At 67.0% G+C, this 16,596-nt stretch carries 15 protein-coding genes; 11 read left to right on the forward strand and 4 right to left on the reverse strand.

The window, feature by feature from the left end:
• Positions 1 to 7: 7 nt before the first annotated feature.
• The 5 genes from AB4Z10_RS09750 to AB4Z10_RS09770 all read left to right on the forward strand — a co-directional run bounded on the left by AB4Z10_RS09750 (position 8) and on the right by AB4Z10_RS09770 (position 6,123).
• Positions 8 to 1,147, forward strand: a complete 1,140-nt coding sequence (locus tag AB4Z10_RS09750) for an ABC transporter permease (protein ID WP_441470194.1) — start codon at positions 8 to 10, stop codon at positions 1,145 to 1,147.
• Positions 1,140 to 2,207: an ABC transporter ATP-binding protein gene (locus AB4Z10_RS09755; RefSeq protein ID WP_441470195.1), complete on the forward strand. Its 1,068-nt coding sequence runs from the start codon at positions 1,140 to 1,142 to the stop codon at positions 2,205 to 2,207. Before AB4Z10_RS09750 ends, AB4Z10_RS09755 begins: the two co-directional genes overlap by 8 nt.
• The gene (locus AB4Z10_RS09760) at positions 2,200 to 3,264 is read left to right on the forward strand and encodes an ABC transporter ATP-binding protein (protein WP_441470196.1); all 1,065 of its coding nucleotides are present in this window, start codon (positions 2,200 to 2,202) and stop codon (positions 3,262 to 3,264) included. Before AB4Z10_RS09755 ends, AB4Z10_RS09760 begins: the two co-directional genes overlap by 8 nt.
• Positions 3,257 to 4,090 carry a 5-deoxy-glucuronate isomerase gene (locus AB4Z10_RS09765; RefSeq protein WP_441470197.1) on the forward strand — a complete coding sequence of 278 codons (834 nt, stop codon included), beginning with the start codon at positions 3,257 to 3,259 and terminating at the stop codon, positions 4,088 to 4,090. Before AB4Z10_RS09760 ends, AB4Z10_RS09765 begins: the two co-directional genes overlap by 8 nt.
• Before the next feature lie 194 nt (positions 4,091 to 4,284).
• The gene (locus AB4Z10_RS09770) at positions 4,285 to 6,123 is read left to right on the forward strand and encodes a GH39 family glycosyl hydrolase (RefSeq protein ID WP_441470198.1); all 1,839 of its coding nucleotides are present in this window, start codon (positions 4,285 to 4,287) and stop codon (positions 6,121 to 6,123) included.
• Positions 6,124 to 6,382: 259 nt separating this feature from the next.
• Here the strand turns inward: AB4Z10_RS09770 and AB4Z10_RS09775 are convergent, their stop codons facing one another.
• Positions 6,383 to 7,081, reverse strand: a complete 699-nt coding sequence (locus AB4Z10_RS09775; protein ID WP_441470199.1) for an IclR family transcriptional regulator — start codon at positions 7,079 to 7,081, stop codon at positions 6,383 to 6,385.
• A gap of 173 nt (positions 7,082 to 7,254) precedes the next feature.
• On the opposite strand from AB4Z10_RS09775, the gene AB4Z10_RS09780 reads away from it, so the two are divergent.
• From AB4Z10_RS09780 to AB4Z10_RS09805, 6 genes are all read left to right on the forward strand, one after another.
• Complete coding sequence (locus AB4Z10_RS09780) at positions 7,255 to 8,040, forward strand: ABC transporter ATP-binding protein (RefSeq protein WP_441470200.1); 786 nt, start codon at positions 7,255 to 7,257, stop codon at positions 8,038 to 8,040.
• A gap of 88 nt (positions 8,041 to 8,128) precedes the next feature.
• A complete protein-coding gene (locus AB4Z10_RS09785) occupies positions 8,129 to 8,893 on the forward strand; it encodes an ABC transporter permease (RefSeq protein ID WP_441470412.1) in 765 nt (254 codons plus the stop codon).
• 42 nt (positions 8,894 to 8,935) lie between these two features.
• Positions 8,936 to 9,964 (forward strand): ABC transporter substrate-binding protein, encoded by a 1,029-nt coding sequence (locus tag AB4Z10_RS09790; protein WP_441470201.1) that lies wholly within the window; start codon positions 8,936 to 8,938, stop codon positions 9,962 to 9,964.
• 23 nt (positions 9,965 to 9,987) lie between these two features.
• Positions 9,988 to 11,214: a CaiB/BaiF CoA transferase family protein gene (locus AB4Z10_RS09795; RefSeq protein WP_441470202.1), complete on the forward strand. Its 1,227-nt coding sequence runs from the start codon at positions 9,988 to 9,990 to the stop codon at positions 11,212 to 11,214.
• Positions 11,211 to 12,053, forward strand: a complete 843-nt coding sequence (locus tag AB4Z10_RS09800; protein WP_441470203.1) for a citryl-CoA lyase — start codon at positions 11,211 to 11,213, stop codon at positions 12,051 to 12,053. Before AB4Z10_RS09795 ends, AB4Z10_RS09800 begins: the two co-directional genes overlap by 4 nt.
• Positions 12,050 to 13,069 carry an amidohydrolase family protein gene (locus AB4Z10_RS09805; RefSeq protein ID WP_441470204.1) on the forward strand — a complete coding sequence of 340 codons (1,020 nt, stop codon included), beginning with the start codon at positions 12,050 to 12,052 and terminating at the stop codon, positions 13,067 to 13,069. Before AB4Z10_RS09800 ends, AB4Z10_RS09805 begins: the two co-directional genes overlap by 4 nt.
• Positions 13,070 to 13,312: 243 nt before the next feature.
• Here the strand turns inward: AB4Z10_RS09805 and AB4Z10_RS09810 are convergent, their stop codons facing one another.
• Genes AB4Z10_RS09810 through AB4Z10_RS09820 form a run of 3 tightly spaced genes read right to left on the reverse strand, consistent with a single transcriptional unit; the run spans position 13,313 to position 16,584 of the window.
• Complete coding sequence (locus AB4Z10_RS09810) at positions 13,313 to 14,107, reverse strand: ABC transporter permease (RefSeq protein WP_441470205.1); 795 nt, start codon at positions 14,105 to 14,107, stop codon at positions 13,313 to 13,315.
• Positions 14,101 to 15,057, reverse strand: a complete 957-nt coding sequence (locus AB4Z10_RS09815) for an ABC transporter permease (protein ID WP_441470206.1) — start codon at positions 15,055 to 15,057, stop codon at positions 14,101 to 14,103. Before AB4Z10_RS09815 ends, AB4Z10_RS09810 begins: the two co-directional genes overlap by 7 nt.
• Positions 15,058 to 16,584 (reverse strand): ABC transporter substrate-binding protein, encoded by a 1,527-nt coding sequence (locus AB4Z10_RS09820; protein ID WP_441470207.1) that lies wholly within the window; start codon positions 16,582 to 16,584, stop codon positions 15,058 to 15,060. It lies immediately after the preceding gene.
• Positions 16,585 to 16,596 lie beyond the last annotated feature (12 nt).

Consider the following 16,596-nt stretch of genomic DNA (forward strand, 5'->3'; position numbering starts at 1 on the left):
GGCTGGAATGAGCGACATCGCCGCGCCCGCCGCTCCCGAAACCGCCGCCCCGGCGGTCCGCAGGCTTGCCGAAGCCAGTCAGTGGCGGCTGATTGTCCGCCGCTTCCGCCGGCACCGGCTGGCCTATGCCAGCTTCTTCGTCGTCATCGGCATCTATCTCGTCGCGCTGCTGGCCGAGTTCTTCGCGCCCTTCGCGCCCGACGCCTACAATGCCCGCTTCACCTACGGCCCGCCGCAGGCGCTGAGGTTCTTCGGCACGGATGCGGCCGGCGAAACGCACTTCATGTATGTCAACGGCTACCGGATGAGCTTCGACCCGGTGGCGCTGAAGCGGAGCTTCGTGGTCGACGAGAAGTCGGTCCATCCGGTCGTCTTCTTCGCCAAGGGCGAGCCCTACAAGCTCTTCGGGCTGATCCCCTGGGACCGGCATCTGATCGGCCCGGCCGACCCGTCCCAGCCGATGTATCTCTGGGGCGCCGACCGGCTCGGGCGGGACGTGCTGTCGCGCACCATTCACGGCGCGCGCATCTCGATGTCGATCGGCCTCGTCGGCGTCGCGGTCAGCCTCTTCCTCGGCCTGCTGCTCGGCGGCATCTCCGGCTATTACGGTGGCTGGATCGACGAAGTCGTCCAGCGAAGCATCGACTTCCTGAAGTCGATCCCGACCATCCCGCTCTGGATGGGGCTGGCCGCGGCGGTGCCGGCGAGCATGGACCCACTGCTGGTCTATCTCTGGATCACCATCATCCTCTCGCTGATCGGCTGGACGGATCTGGCGCGCGTGGTACGCGGCCGCTTCCTCTCGCTCAGGACCGAGGATTTCGTTCTGGCGGCGCGGCTCGACGGCTGCTCGCGCCAGCGCGTCATCTGGCGGCACATGGTGCCCTCCTTCACCAGCCATATCGTCGCCTCGGTGACGCTGGCGATCCCGAGCATGATCCTCGCCGAGACGGCACTCTCCTTCCTCGGCATCGGGCTGAAGGAGCCGGTGGTGAGCTGGGGCGTGCTGCTCAAGGACGCGCAGAGCATCATGGCCCTGACCACCGCGCCCTGGCTGCTCGCTCCCGGCGCCGCGGTGGTGATCGCGGTGCTCGCCCTCAACTTCCTCGGTGACGGAATTCGCGATGCGGCCGATCCCTATGCCTGAGCCCCGCCCTTACCCGAGCCCGGCGCCGGCGGACGGCGCCACGCCGCTCGTTGCCGTCAGGGACCTCAAGGTCCAGATCGGCACCGATGACGGGCTGGTGCGCGCGGTCGACGGGGTGACATTCGACGTGCGGCGCGGGCGCACTCTCTGCATCGTCGGCGAGTCCGGCTCGGGCAAGAGCGTCACCGGCCGCGCCCTGATGAGCCTGTTGCCGCCGAGCGGCCGCATCGCCTCCGGCAGCATCACCTATTCCGGCCGCGACGGCGAAGCGATCGACGTCACCGCGCTCGACCCGCGCGGCCGCCGGATCCGCGGCCTGCGCGGCAAGGAGATCTCGCTGATCTCGCAGGAGCCGATGGCGGCGCTCTCGCCGGTCCACACCATCGGCCAGCAGCTCGTTCCGGTGATCCGCCGCCATCTCGATCTCTCGAAGAAGGCCGCCGAGGCCCGCGCCGTCGAGATGCTCGGCCGCGTCGGGATCCCAAGGCCGGCGGAGCGGCTGAACAACTATCCCTTCGAATTCTCCGGCGGCATGCGCCAGCGCGTTTGCATAGCGCTCGCCCTCTCCTGCCGGCCGCGCCTCCTCATCGCCGACGAGCCGACGACCGCGCTCGACGTCACCACCCAAGCCAACATCATCGACCTGCTGCAGGAACTGCAGCGCGAGGACGGCCTCTCGATCCTGTTCATCACCCATGATCTCGGAGTGGTCGCCGAGATCGCCGACGATGTCGCGGTGATGTATCTCGGCAAGATCGTCGAGCGCGGCACGGTCGAGGAGATCTTCGCCGATCCGCGCCATCCCTATACGCGGGCACTGCTGAAATCCGTGCCACGGCTCGGCGCCGGGCGCGGCTCCCGGCTCGCCGCCGTTCGCGGCATGGTGCCCTCGCCCTTCGACCGGCCGGCGGGCTGCGACTTCCATCCGCGCTGCGATGCGGCGCTCAAGGGCGTCTGCGACGTCGCCGATCCCGGCACGGTCTCGATCGGGCCCCGGCGGGACGTGCGCTGCATCCTTGCACGCCAGCCCTCTGCCATGGAGGGCGCCCGTCATGGCTGATCCCGCTTCGCTTGCACCCGACGTGCTGCTCGAGGTGCGCGGGCTCACCAAGCTGTTCCCGCCGCGCCGGACACTGTTCCAGCGCAAGGCCGCCAATCCCGTGCGCGCCGTCGAGGATGTCTCCTTCGCGATCCGCCAAGGCGAGACGCTGGGCCTTGTCGGCGAATCCGGCTGCGGCAAGTCGACCGTGACGCGCCTGTTGCTCGGCATCCACCAGCCGACCGCCGGCACCATGCGCTATCGCCGGAAGGACGGCGGCAGCGTCGATCTCGACCGTCTCTCGGAGAATGAGCGGCTCGCCTATTGCACCGATCTGCGCCTCGTCTTCCAGGACCCGCAATCCTCGCTCAATCCGCGCCTGCAGGTCCGCGACATCGTCGGCGAGGTGCTGAAGGTCAACCGGCTGGTGCCGCCGGGCGAGATCGAGGCCAAGGTCCGCGAGCTCCTTGCCAAGGTTGGCTTGCGGCCGGAATACGCCCGGCGCTATCCGCATGCCTTCTCCGGCGGCGAGCGCCAGCGTGTCGGGATAGCCCGTGCGCTCGCGACCCATCCCCGCCTCGTCGTGCTCGACGAAGCCGTCTCGGCGCTCGACGTGAGCGTCCGGGCGCAGACGCTCAACCTGCTGCGCGACCTGCAGGAGGAGTTCGGCCTGACCTATCTCTTCGTCAGCCACGATCTCAGCGTGATCGAGTATATCTGCGACCGCGTCGTCGTGATGTATGTCGGCCAGATCGTCGAGATCGCGAGCTCCGAAGCGCTCTTCGCCCGGCCGCTGCATCCCTACACCGAGGCGCTGCTCTCGGCCCTGCCGATCCCCGACCCCGCCCATCGCCGGCAGAACCGCCGCATCCGCCTGCCGGGCGAGGTCGCCGATCCCGCGAACCGCCCGAGCGGTTGCGCCTTCCATCCACGCTGCCGTTTCGCCACCGAGATCTGCCGCTCGACCCAGCCGCCCTTGCGCGATCTCGGCGACCGCAGCGTCGCCTGCCATCACGCCGAGACGCTCACGCTCCGCGGCGTCGACGCCATCCAGATCGGACAAGCCACACATGCCTAAGCACATACCCGCCCGCGACAACGCCAACAGCGCCATCGTCAGCGACGATCCGGCCCTACCGCACGTCCATTTCAACCTGCTGAGACTGCAACCGGGCGAGATCGTCGAGCAGCGCCTGCCGCGGCATGAGAGCGTCCATGTCGTGCTCTCCGGTACGGTCGACATCGTCGTCGACGGGGAACGCTTCGCGGCCGTCGGCAAGCGGCGCGACATCTGGTCGGGCGAGGCGGATTCCGTCTATGCCCCTCCGGGCAGCGCGGTGCGGCTGGAGAATGCCGCCGGCCCCGTCGAGATCGCCGTCGCCGGCGGCCTCTGCGACGACGACGGGCTGAAGCCCTTCCGCATCGCGCCGGAGGCGGTCGCGATGGTCGATGTCGGCTCGCCCGACACCCATAGCCGCCGCCGCATCTTCCACATCCTCGGCCAGAACGGCCAGGGGCGCGCCGGAAACCTTCTCGTCAGCGAGCTCTATGCCGACCCCGGTTGCTGGTCCGGCTATCCGCCGCACAAGCACGATGCCGACCGCGAGGGCGAGACGGCGCATGACGAGCTCTACCATTACCGCTACCAGCCCGGCACCGGCTTCGGCGCCCAGATCATCTATGCCGACGGCCAATCAGAATGCTTCATGGTGCAGGATCGCGACACGATCCTGGTCGATCGCGGCTATCACCCGACCGTCACCTCGCCCGGCCATCGCTGCTACATCTTCACCATCCTGGTCGGGAAGACACAGCGCGGGCTGGTCCAGCATTTCGACGACCGGCACGCCCACCTGATGGCCGCGATCCCTGGCATCCAGTCGATGCGCGACAAATTCAAGTGAGAGTGCATCCGTGACTCCCACAGGAGCTCATCCTGAGGAGCGAGCTTCAGCTCGCGTCCCGAAGGGTGTTCCAGAGCGCACTGGATCATCCTTCGAGACGCGCCTGTGGCGCTCCTCAGGATGAGGGCTGAGGTTTCGATCTCATTAAAATTAGCCGGCAACAAATTAACTCCGCTATCAGCGAAGGACCCGTCATGTCCGAAAAGACCCGCATAGACATCGACCTCGCCGCCCCGACCAAGCGGTTCCGGCGCTTCTGGCGCAGCACGGGCTTTTCACCGGCCGAGCTGCTGCTGGAGCCGGAGATGCGGCAGACGCTCGCCTATGTCGGCGCCGTGCCCAATCGCGGCATCGAATACATGCGCGTGCACTACATGCTCGATCTCGTCACCGCGTCGTCTTTCGGCCGATACGACTGGTCGCGGCTCGATGCGGCCATCGACGTCATGCTCGAGCACCGCATCCGTCCGTTCTTCGAGCTGATGGGCAATCCCTCCTACATCTACACCGACTTCAACGACGTCGCGCAGGCGCATCATTGGCGCGACTTCATGGGTGAGATGGCGGAGCGCTACCGTGCACGCTACGGCGCGGACGAGCTGCGCCAGTGGTATTTCGAGACCTGGAACGAGCCCGACATCTGGTGGAAGCTCGGCGGCGAGACCGGCTTCAACAACTACTACGACGCCTGCTCGGAGGCGCTGAAGGCGGTCGATCCCCAGCTCAGGCTCGGCGGCCCCGGCGTCGCCCGGCGCATCCCGCCGATCTTCAAGAGCTTCCTCGCCCATTGCGACACCGGCACCAATCTCTTCACCGGCGAGACCGGCATGCGGCTCGACTTCATCTCGGTGCATGAGAAGGGCGTGAAGAAGCATGCCGAGGATTTGACGCCGAACAGCCTCGCCATCATCCGGCACGAGATGATGGCGGTCGACTATATCCGCGAGCATCATCCGCGCTTCGCCAACCTGCCTTTCGTCAATGACGAATGCGACCCGCAGATCGGCTGGCATCTCTACCATACCTGGCACGGCATGCCCTATTTCGCCGGGCTCGCCGCCAAGATCATCGACCAGCACCAGCGCCTGATGATCGATGGCGAAGGCGTCGACTACGAGGTCCTCAGCAATGACAACGGCTTCGTCGGCCACTGGGGGCACCGCACGCATCTGACCTATTTCGGGAAGCGCCCGGTGCGCGCCGCTCAGGCCGAGCACAAGACCGACATCGCTGCGCTGGAAGCGCGCCGGGCAGAGCCCGAGCCGTTCGATCTGGTCAAGAAGCCGGCGCTCAGCGTCATGGAATTGCTCGGCCTGCTGAGCGAGCGCCGATTCACACTCGACGGCCAGGGCCTCGACCCCGACCGCAGCGGCCTCGGCGCGATCGCGACGGCGCTGGGAAGCGCCTCCGAGCCGTCCGGCGCGAGCGTGCTCCTCTACAACAGCGTCGACCGCATCTGGCAGTCTGGCGAGAGCACAGTGGAACTCGCTTTTTCCGGGTTGCAGCCCGGTGCCTATGCGCTCGCCACCTTCCGCATCGCCCATGGCAAGGGCGATCCCTTCACCGTCTGGGAGGATCTCGGCGCGCCCGACCTGCCGGGTGCTGCGGAGCTCGAAGCGATGCGCCTGGCGCAGGAGCCCGCCCTGACCGTCGAGCATCTCCAGATCGGCGGCGCTGCGACGCGGCACGAGGTCCAGCTCGACATGCCGCTGCCGTCGGTAGCCTTGGCCGCGCTCGTCCGACGCGTCGATGCCGCGCCCGCGGCGCCCTCCACTCCCCGCCTCCAGGTCTTTGGCGGGCTGAACGGCAGCAACCGCGTTCTGTTCTGGGAGCCGGCGCCATACGAGAGCATCCAGCTCTTCGACGTGCTCTGGAGCGCGCAGGAAAGCGGCCCCTGGCAGGTGATCAACCCGGCCGGCCTGCTCTCGAGCGTCTATCTTGATCCACGCGACGCGACCGGCTTCTACCGCATCCGCGCCCGCGATCTGTTCGGCCGTGTCAGCGCCGACAGCAACTCCATTGCGGCAGCCTGAGAGCGCTCGATATCGGCGAGTTCTCAGACGCGCGACCGGCAAGACGGAGCAACCTCGTCAGGCTGGCCCGACCGCGATATTCCCGGCAGAAGCGGACTCTGGTGTGCCTGAAGCCCGCTTCCTGCCCAAAGCAGACTATCGTTTGAACGATAGTCTGCTTCTGGCGGATTGGGCGGGGTCCACGCCACTTGCCGAAGACAACCGTGTCAGGCCCCTCTCGGCTCTGCAAGTTGCGCGGTGGCCGCCGGCAAAGCCCTGGTCATTCGGCCGGAAGCCGCGCCGCGAGATTTTTCGCTGCCGGCACGATGGCTTCCGCCAGCTTGTGCTGAGCCGCCTCGTCGAAGCGGCTCATCAGCGTCGAGAGCGAGAGCGCGCCGCGCAGATGGCCGGCACTGTCGATGACCGGCGCGGATACCGCCGCCACGTCGGGATCGCGCTCTCCGCGCGAAATCACCAGGCCAGCGTCCCTGATTGGTTGCAGTGAAGGGTCGTGGAGCTCGGTGAAGGCGAGCAGCACGCGCCCGGCGGCGCCGCGGCCGAGCGGCAGCCGCACGCCCTCATCGAGGTGATGGCGGGCCGAGCGCGGCGAGTTGAGCCGGTAGAGGCAGATGCGCTGATCGCCGTCACGGATGTAGAAGGAGGCCGTCTCCTGCGTTGCCTCGACCAGGGCGCGCAGCGTCGGGCGGACATATTCGCCGAGATCGAAGCTGCGCCGGTAGAGCGAGCCTAGCCGCCAGAGCTCGGGCCCCAGGCGAAAGGTACCGTCACCCCCGCGCGTGAGGAAGCGGGTGTGCTCGAGCGAGGCCGCCAGCCGCAGGATCGTGCTCTTGTAGAGCCCCGTCCGCCGGGCCAGCTCGGCAAGGCTCAGCTCCTGGGCCTGCTCGCTGAAGGCCGAGAGAATGGCCAGCGCCCGCTCCACCGCGTCGACTCCCTCCCGTTTCGTGCCGGGTTCGGACATGTCTACCTCGTCATCAAGATCGTTCTGTCTAGTAGAACGCAGTTTGCATCATCATGCAAGAAGCCAAGGCTCACGAGCTTTTTCCGTTCTGTCGAGCGAAACCCTCTTGACGCGACCATCCAGACCCTGCTAGAAGCGCGACAAAATAGAATGATGTTCTATCAGGAGGAACGATGACAGAGGGGACAGCAGCTGTTCGGCTGCACGACGTCGCTGTGCGCTTTGGCGCCTTCACCGCCGTCGGCAACATGAATCTCACCGTGGGCGACACCGAGTTCGTGGCTGTGGTCGGGCCGACCGGCTGCGGCAAGTCGACCATCCTCAACGTGGTCACCGGGTTGCTTCGGCCGGCCGCCGGTGAGGTCACCGTGTTCGGCAAACCGCTCCAGGGCCTGAACGGCGACAGCGGCTATATGCTCCAGCAGGAAGCGATCCTTCCCTGGAAGACCGCCGAGGACAATGTCGCGCTGGGCCTGATCTTTCGCGGCATGAACAAGGAAGAGGCTCGAGCCAAGGCGCAGATCTGGATGGCCCGGGTCGGCCTGAAGGGCTTCGAGAAGCGCTATCCTCACCAGCTCTCGGGCGGGCAGCGCAAGCGCGTCGCCATGGCGCAGACGCTGATCATGGAACCGCGCATCGTCCTGATGGACGAGCCATTCTCGGCTCTCGACGTGCATACCCGTCGTCTGATGCACCGGATCCTGCTGGATCTGTGGCAGGCGGACCGCCGCTCGCTTGTCTTCATCACCCACGATCTCGACGAGGCGATCACCCTTGCAGACCGGGTCGTGGTCATGTCAGCCGGCCCCGCCAGCCGCGTGATCGGAGAGGTCAACATCACACTGCCGCGGCCGCGCGACGTCTCGGCGCTGGCGACCACCGATGCCTTCGTCAGCCTTTACCGAGAGATCTGGAATCTCCTCGGTGCCGAAGTGGAGAAGAGCTATGTCGTCCAGTAAGTCGCAGACGCTCGCCTTCGCGCCGCCAGTGGACACCACCGAGGATGCCATCGAGGCGCGCCGGCGCAGCGCCGCTTCCGCCTATCGCATGAAGATCAGGCTGACCCGGCTGGTGCTGATCGGTGGCTTCTTCGCCGCCTGGGAAGCGGGCGCCAGAAGCGGCATGATCGACCCGTTCTTCTTTCCGGCCCCCTCGGCCATCCTCGGGCGCATCGCGCAATGGTTCGCGGAGGGCGACATCTGGCGCGACCTCGGCATCACCCTGCTCGAGACCGTCCTGTCGTTCGTGCTCGGTGTCACCGGCGGTACCGCGCTCGGCATCTGGCTCGGCCTCTCGCGCTTCGCGGCCGACGTCATCCAGCCGATCATAAAGGTCTTCAACGCGATCCCGCGCGTGCTGCTGGCGCCGATCTTCGTGATCTGGTTCGGCCTCGGGCTCGCTTCCAAGGTCGCGCTCGGCATGACGATCGTGATCTTCATCGCCTTCTTCAACACCTATCAGGGTGTGCGCGAGGTCAATCCGGTCGTGCTGGCCAATGCCCGCCTGCTGCGGGCCAGCAAGCTCTCGCTGCTGCGGCACGTCTACATCCCATCGGCCATGAGCTGGATCCTGTCGTCGCTCCGCGTCTCGGTCGGCATGGCGGTGATGGGAGCGGTGGTCGCCGAATATCTCGGTTCCTCGATGGGCCTCGGCCATATCATCGCGCAGGCCGAGGGCGTGATGGACGCCACCGGCGTCTTCGCCGGCATCGTCGTGCTCTCCGTCTTCGTGGTGTGCCTCGATCTCGTGGTCGACCGCCTCGAAAAGCGGCTCCTCGTCTGGCGTCCGGCCCCGTCGCTCGACGACGCCTGACCCGCATCGCAACGACAAACATAATCGAGCAGGAGGAAACAGATGACATCGTTCGCAAGCCGGGCTGCGGCCCTCGCCCTCGCGCTGCTTCTCCCGGCGGGCGCTACGCGCGCCGCCGACCCCGAGAACAAGGCGGTTAGCCTCGCCGTCGGCTCCGCCATTCTCAACTACATGCCGCTGGCGCTCGCCGACTCCCTCGGGAACTTCAAGAAGGAAGGCCTCGACGTCACGATCCAGAACTTCCAGGCCGGTGGCGCCAAGGCGCTGCAGGCACTGGTCGGCGGCTCGGTCGACGGCGTGGTCGGCTTCTACGACCATACCATCCAGATGCAGGCGAAGAAGAAGGATATCTCCTGCGTCTTTCTGCTCAACGACGTCCCCGGCATCGTGTTCGGCGTCCGCGCCGATCTCGGGGACAAGGTGAAGAGCGGCGCCGACCTGAAGGGCATGAAGGTCGGCATCACCACGCCGGGCTCGTCGACCGACATGATCGCGCGCTATTACGCCAAGGTGAACGGGCTTGGGCCCCGTGACGTCGAGTTCATCGGCGTCGGCAGCGGCGCCCCGGGCATGAAGGCGCTCGAAAGCAAGGCGGTCGACGTGTTGGGTTTCTACGACCCGACCGCGACCATCCTGACCCGCAAGAACGCCGTGAAAATCCTGTTCGACGGCCGCACCGAGGAAGGGTCGAAGAAGGCCTTCGGCGGCGTCTATCCGACGGCCTGCCTCTATCTCAACCAGAGCTACATCGACAAGAATCCGGAAACCGTGCAGCGCCTCGCCAACGCCATGTTGCGGACCGTGCGCTGGATTCATTCGAACAGCCCGGAGGCCGTCGTCGATGCGATCCCGGCGGCGTACAAGCTCGACGATCGCCAGCTCAACATCGAGATCATGCGCGCCTCGACCGGGCTGTTCTCCAAGGATGGCCGGTTCGCGCCGGAAACCCTGAAGACGCCGCTGTCGGTGCTCACCGCCTATGATCCGGCGATCGCCGCCGCCGGTATCGACCTTTCCAAGACCTACACGAACAAGTTCGCCGACGAAGCCGCAAGGCGTATCGGCAAATAATCCCGCGCAGCCGGAGACAGAAGATGACTATGCCACTTGCGGGCGTGCGCGTTCTCGACCTCTCGAACGTGCTCGCCGGCCCGTTCTGCGGGTACAACCTCGCCCGCCTGGGCGCCGAGGTGATCAAGATCGAGAAGCCGGACGGCGGCGACCTCGCCCGCAAGCTTGGCGCCGATCCCGAGATGGCGGCACGCCTCTCCGGCCTTTCCTTCGTCGCGGTCAATGCCGACAAGCAGTCGATCGCGCTCGATCTCAAGGCGCCGGAGGGTCGCGAGGTCTTCCTGCGGCTCGTCGCCACCGCCGACGTCGTCCTCGAGAACTTCCGCCCCGGCGTCATGAAGCGGCTGGGCCTCGCCTATGACGACCTGTCGCAGGTCAATCCGCGCCTGGTCTACTGCGCGATTTCCGGCTTCGGCCAGACCGGGCCCTGGGCGGGGCGCCCGGCCTACGACCAGATCGTGCAGGGTCTCTCCGGTGTCATGAGCGTGACCGGCGATGAGGAGAGCGCCCCGCTTCGCACCGGCTTTCCGATCTCCGACACGATCTCCGGGTTGACCGCTGCCTTCGCGATCTCGGCGGCGCTCGTCGATCAGAAGCAGAGCGGGCGGGGTCGCTTCATCGACGTGTCCCTGCTCGAATCGACGCTCGCCGCGATGGGCTGGGTCGTGTCGAACCATCTCAATGCCGATGTCGATCCGCAGCCGATCGGCAACGAAAACTTCACCGCCGCCCCGTCCGGGACCTTCCGGACAGCGAACGGGCCGCTCAACATCGCGGCCAACGAGCAGAAGCAATACGAGGCGCTGTGCCGCCTGATCGAACGGCCCGAGCTGATCGACGATCCGCGCTTCGCATCCCGCCAGGCCCGCAAGGACAATCGCCGGGCGCTGACCGCGGCGCTGGAACAGGCGCTCGCCACGCGCCCGGCACGCGAATGGGAGCGTCTGATGAACGCTGCCGGCGTGCCGGCGGGCTGCGTCCTCACCGTGCCGGAGGTGATGGCGGAGCCACAGGTGGCGCAGCGCGGCTTCGTGGAGCCCGTCGATGCCCAGGGCCGCGGCGGTCGCCCGCTGCGCGTGACCCGGCCAGGTTTCCTGCTGGACGAGCCGTTCGCGCCGCCGGCACACCCGCCCGCACTTGGGGCGGACACGACCGCCTGGCTGCGGCGCCTTGGCTATGGCGAAGACGAGATCGAGAGCCTGATCGCGCGCCGGATCGTCGGCTGCGAACGGCACAGGAGCGCAGCATGAACGGTGAAGCTCCGTCCTCGGATCGTGACAAGATCGCCGAGTACTGGTCGACAGGGATCGCGGACATCGCGCCGGGCCGCATCGCCTTTCGCGGCTATCCGATCGAGGAGCTGATCGGCGCCGTCTCCTTTCCGGCGATGATCTGGCTGATGCTGCGCGGCGAGCTGCCGAGCCCGGAGCAGGAGCAACTGCTTCAGGCCGCGCTCGTCGCCTCGGTCGACCACGGCCCGCATGCGCCCTCCATCGCCATCTCGCGCATGGCGGTGTCCTGCGGGCTGCCGCTGAACGGAGCGCTGGCCTCCGCGCTCAACACCCTCGATGACGTGCATGGTGGAGCAGGCGAGCAGGCGCTCGAACTCTATGACGAGCTGCTGGCGAGATGTGCGGCGGGCTGTGGCATGGACGATGCGGCAGCAGCCGCGATCGATGCCTTTATCGCGACGCGCGGCAAGTACCTGCCCGGCTTCGGACACCGCTTCCACCCGGTCGACCCACGCTCCGGCCGCCTGCTGGCACTCGTCGACGCCGCGGTCGGCAAGGGCGGCATCACCGGCCGCTACGCAACGGCCGCACGAGCGGTCGAACGCTGCCTGGAGCGGCGCAAGGGGCGGCTGATCCCGATGAACATCGACGGTGCCACCGCGGTGATCTATGGCGAGCTCGGCTTCGCCGCGCCGCTCGCGCGCGGCGTGTTCTGTCTGTCGCGGGCGGTCGGCATCCTCGCCCATGCCTGGGAGCAGAGCGGACGCGGCGAGCGCAACAAGGGGCCGATCCCGCGCAGCTTCGCCTATCGCTACGACGGGCCGTCACGACGGCCCGTGCCCAGCCGCGAGCGATGAACGCGCCGGTTGCCAATTATCTGCCGCTGCGCCCCGACTGGCTGGCGCAGGCACCGGAGGCTGCGCTCGAACCAGAACTGCCAATCGTCGACGCCCATCACCATCTCTGGGACCGGCCGGGCTGGAGATTCCTGATCGACGATTACAAGGCAGAGCTCGCCGCGAGCGGCCATCGCATCGTCGCCTCCGTTTTCATGCAATGTCAGACAGCCTATGATGCAACCCAGCCGGTGCATCTGCGCCCGGTCGGCGAGACCGCCTATATCGCGGCCGAGGCGGAGCGGCTCGGCCCGGACCAGCCTGCCCTGTGCTCCGGCATCGTCGGCCATGCCGATCTGCGCCTGGGCGCGGCGGTCGAGGACGTTCTTCTCGCGCATCTGGAGAAGGGGTGCGGCAGGTTCCGTGGCATCCGTCACATCACGGTGTGGGACGCCGACCCGACCTTGATGAACCCGCTGAGCGCCGGCCCGCCCGGCCTGCTCGGCGACGCCCGTTTCCGGGAAGGGTTCGCCCGGCTGGCACCGCTCGGGCTAAGCTTCGACGCCTGGCTGTTCCAGCCGCAGCTCGACGAACTGACGGCGCTGGCGCACTCCTTCCCGGAGACGACGATCGTACTCGACCATCTCGGCGGCATCCTCGGCGCCGGTGCCTATCAGGGGCGGCGTGACGATCTGTTCCAGGTCTGGGAGCGCGCGATCCGCAACCTCGCCCGCTGCCCGAACGTGGTCGCCAAGATCGGCGGCCTCGGGATGCGGATCAACGGATTCGGCTTCGAGCGAGCGACGCGGCCGCCCGATTCACGCGCGCTCGCCGACGCGTGGCGGCCTTATGTGGAAACCGCGATCGAGGCCTTCGAACCGAGGCGCTGCATGCTGGAAAGCAACGCACCGGTGGACCGTGGCTCTTATGCCTGCGCGGCAGGCTGGAACGCCTTCAAGCGCCTGACGGCGGACCTCTCCGCCGACGACAGGTCGTCGCTGTTTTCGGACACGGCCACGCGCATCTATCGCCTCTAGCGGGGGCGGCGCGGAAGCGAATGGTGTGGCTCGATCGGCATTCCCGCCCTCATGCCTCAAGAACACCCTCCCCTATAGCTGGCGACACTACCCGCAGAAGAACAGAATTATTGCGGCGGACTTCTTCAACGCAATTTGCCTATATCGGGCACGTGGTGCGTCCACTTACGGGAAGCGCGATGATCCCTGTCGCTCCGAGCCCGTCGTTTCGACCGCGAGGGCGTACGATCCTGGCGGCCGATACTAGGACGCCAGACGCCTGTTGACGCTGCGTGCGATCGAGAGGGCGAAAGCTGTCAGCAGGAAAAGAAACACGCCGGGCGCGATCGCGAGCCAGGGAGCACGCGAGAAATACGGTCGTGCTTCGGCGATCATCGCTCCCCATTCCGGAGTCGGCGGAGCAACACCGATGCCGAGGAATCCGAGCGCGGCGATGTTCAGGATGTTGTGCCCGAACTGGAGAGGGAGCAGGCCGGTGAAGACAGGCAGGAGCTGGGGAAGGATATGCCTCCTGAGGAGATAGAGGCGCCTCCCCCCTGCAGCCCGGGCGGCGGTGACGAACTCCCGCTCCCGGAGCGAGTACGTCGTGGCCCGGGCGATCCGCGCATATTTCACCCATCCGGCCAGCGACAGGGCGAGAACGAGCGACAGCGCTCCACCGCCAAGATAAACGGATAGGATCAGCGCGATCACGATCTGCGGCAGCGCGATCAGCACGTCCATCGCAAAGGTCAGGGCGCGGTCGAGCCGCCCGCCGATCGCGGCGGCCAGCATGCCGATGCCCAAGCCGATCGCGAATGACAACGCCGCGATGGCCAGCGACAGACAGACATCGAGCACGAAGCCATGTGCGATGCGGGCGAGCACGTCGCGGCCGAGATGGTCGGTCCCGAGCAGGAATTCCGCCCCGGGCGGCCGCAGGCTGGCGCGGAGCGAGCCGTCGAGAGGATTGAGCATCAGCCCGTAACCGATCGGCACCAGCAGGAGCGCCGACAGCAGGATGCGCGCCCGCCCCGCCCGCCAAGGCCGTTTCACCACGCGGGCCTGTCGAGCCCGATGCGCGGATCGATCCGCGCGACGGCCAGATCCGCGGCGAGATTGACCGTGGAAACCGTCAGCGCAATGACGCCGATCGCGCCAAGGAAGGCCGGGCCGTCATGGTTGTCGAGGGCATCGGTCAGGTAGCCGCCCAGGCCGGGGATCGAGAACAGGCGCTCGACCACCACCACGCCGCCGATCAGGAAGGCGAATTGCAGCGCGAGATAGGGGATCAACGGCACGACCGCGTTGGGCAGGGCGTGGACGAATAGCACCCTGCCCTCGTCCAACCCCTTCGCTCGCGCGGTCGCAATATGAGGGGCGCCGAAAGCGTCGCTCAGGGCATCGTCCAGAAGAATGGCGTTGAAGCCGAACTGGCCGAGCGCCAGGACGGCGACCGGCAGGACGAGATGCGTCCAATCCGCGAAACCGCTGACCGGCAGCCAATCAAGTCCGATGGCGAAGACGATGATCAGGAGCGCGCCGAGAAAGAAGGTGGGCAGCGCAACCGAGCCGACGGCGAGAAGCTCGAGTCCCCGGGCGGCGAGCGGTGTCGCAACCGCGCGTTTCAGGGCGACGAGGGCGATGGTCAGCGCGAGCGACAGAAGCGTCGCGAAGAAAGCGAGAAGCCCGGTCGCGGAGAGCCGCCAGCCGAGTTCGACCGCGACCGGGCGACCGGTCCGGATCGAATGACCGAGGTCTCCGCTCACGGCGCCGAGGAGCCAGCGCCCGTATTGCACGACCAGCGGAGCGTCGAGCCCGAAGCGCCCGGCAATGGCTGCGACGTCCGCCTGCGAGACGGCCGCGGTCTGGTCCTGGATAAAGACCCGCGTGAGGATCACCTCCGCCGGCTCTCCCGGGACCAGACGCAGGAGCACATAGGTCAGGAAGGTGGCGCACAGGACGATCGCAACCGCCAGCGCTAACCTCCTGAGGACATAGGCCGTCATCTAGTGGGCGACCTTCATGCGCGGATCGAGCATGTAGTCGTGGGCGATCGGATTGAAGGTGTAATTGGTGATGCCGGGCTTCATCACGACGTTGACGCCATAATGAGCGATGGTCAGGCACGGCTCCTCCTCGGCCACGATGCGCTGAACGCGCTTATAGGCGGCCGTGCGCTCGGCTTCGTCATGCGTCGAAAGCACTGTCGCAAGGTCGTGGTCGACCTGCGCATTGGCGTAGCCCCAGCTGTTGATCGCCCCCCGCGAATGATAGGTCTGGCGCAGGTAGAAATCGGGATGCGGATACATGGCCGTGGCCAGGGCGGCGAGCCTAGCGTCGCCGGGTTTCATCTCCCTGGCGATCGCGGAGAAGGTCGTCACCTTGATCTCGACGGGCACCCCCAGCTTGCGGAGCTGGTTCTGGAGCGCCCCGGCGATCGGCACGAGCCCCGGCCGCTGCGCATAGGTATAAAGGGTGAAGCCGAGCGGCTTGCCGTCCTTCGTCATGACGCCGCCCGGCCCAGGCGCATATCCGGCGTCCGTCAGGAGCCTTCGGGCTCCCGCCAGATCGGGCTTCGGCACGGCGATGGACCTGTCGGCGAAAGCCATGTTGTCCGGGAAGGCACCGATGCCGGCGCGGCCCATGCCGAACAAGACGTATTGCGCGATCTCCTCCCGATCGATGGCGAGCGACAGCGCCTTGCGGACACGGAGATCGGCGAAGGGCGTATCCTTGAGGCTGCCGAAGCTCAGCACGTAGTTGCGGGCGGTGACGTTGCGCGAGACGGTGAAACCCTTTCTCGCAAGCAGGTCGAGGTCGCCGTAAGGGACCTCCGAGGCGAAATCGACGCTGCCCTTCTGCAGTTCGAGCGACCGGGTGGTCGGGTCGGGAATCCCGCGGAAATTGATCGCGGGAATCGAGGGCTTCTCGCCCCAATAGCCGTCGAAGCGCTCGACGGCGAAGCTCTGCGCGGCCGGTTGCCAGGCCGTGATCCTGAAGGGGCCGGTGCCGATCGGACGCTCGATCGCGCCGTCATCCGACCGGGGCGAGGTCGGCGATACGATCGCCGCGCTGGAATACACCAATGCCGCGGGCAGCGCCGGGAACGGCTTGGAGGTGGTGATGGCGACGGTGCCGGCGTCGCGCGCCTCCAGATCGGCGATCTTGGTGTAGCTCCTGACGGAGCCGCTCCGCTTCAGCGTGTCGGACAGGCTCGCGACCACCGCCCCGGCCGTCAGCGGCGAGCCGTCATGGAAACTCACGCCCGGCCGCAGCTTGAAAAGCCAGACTGTGTCGCTCTCGCGCGTCCATGACAGCGCCAGCCCTGGACCGAGAGTGAAATCCGGAGTGCTGGTCACCAGCGTCTCGGTGACCATCGCCTTTTCCTTCATCAGGGTGCCGTCCTGAGAGGGGTCGAGCGTCGGGATTTCCCAGATCTCGGCCACGCGTAGCGGCTTCTCCTGTGCCGCGGCGAAGGAAGCGGCGAGCAGGGTCGCGGCCAGAGCAAGGGTGCGCAGATGGGCACGAAGCATGACGCATCGATG

Source organism: Allobosea sp. RAF48, assembly GCF_052114025.1.
GTDB lineage: Bacteria > Pseudomonadota > Alphaproteobacteria > Rhizobiales > Beijerinckiaceae > Allobosea.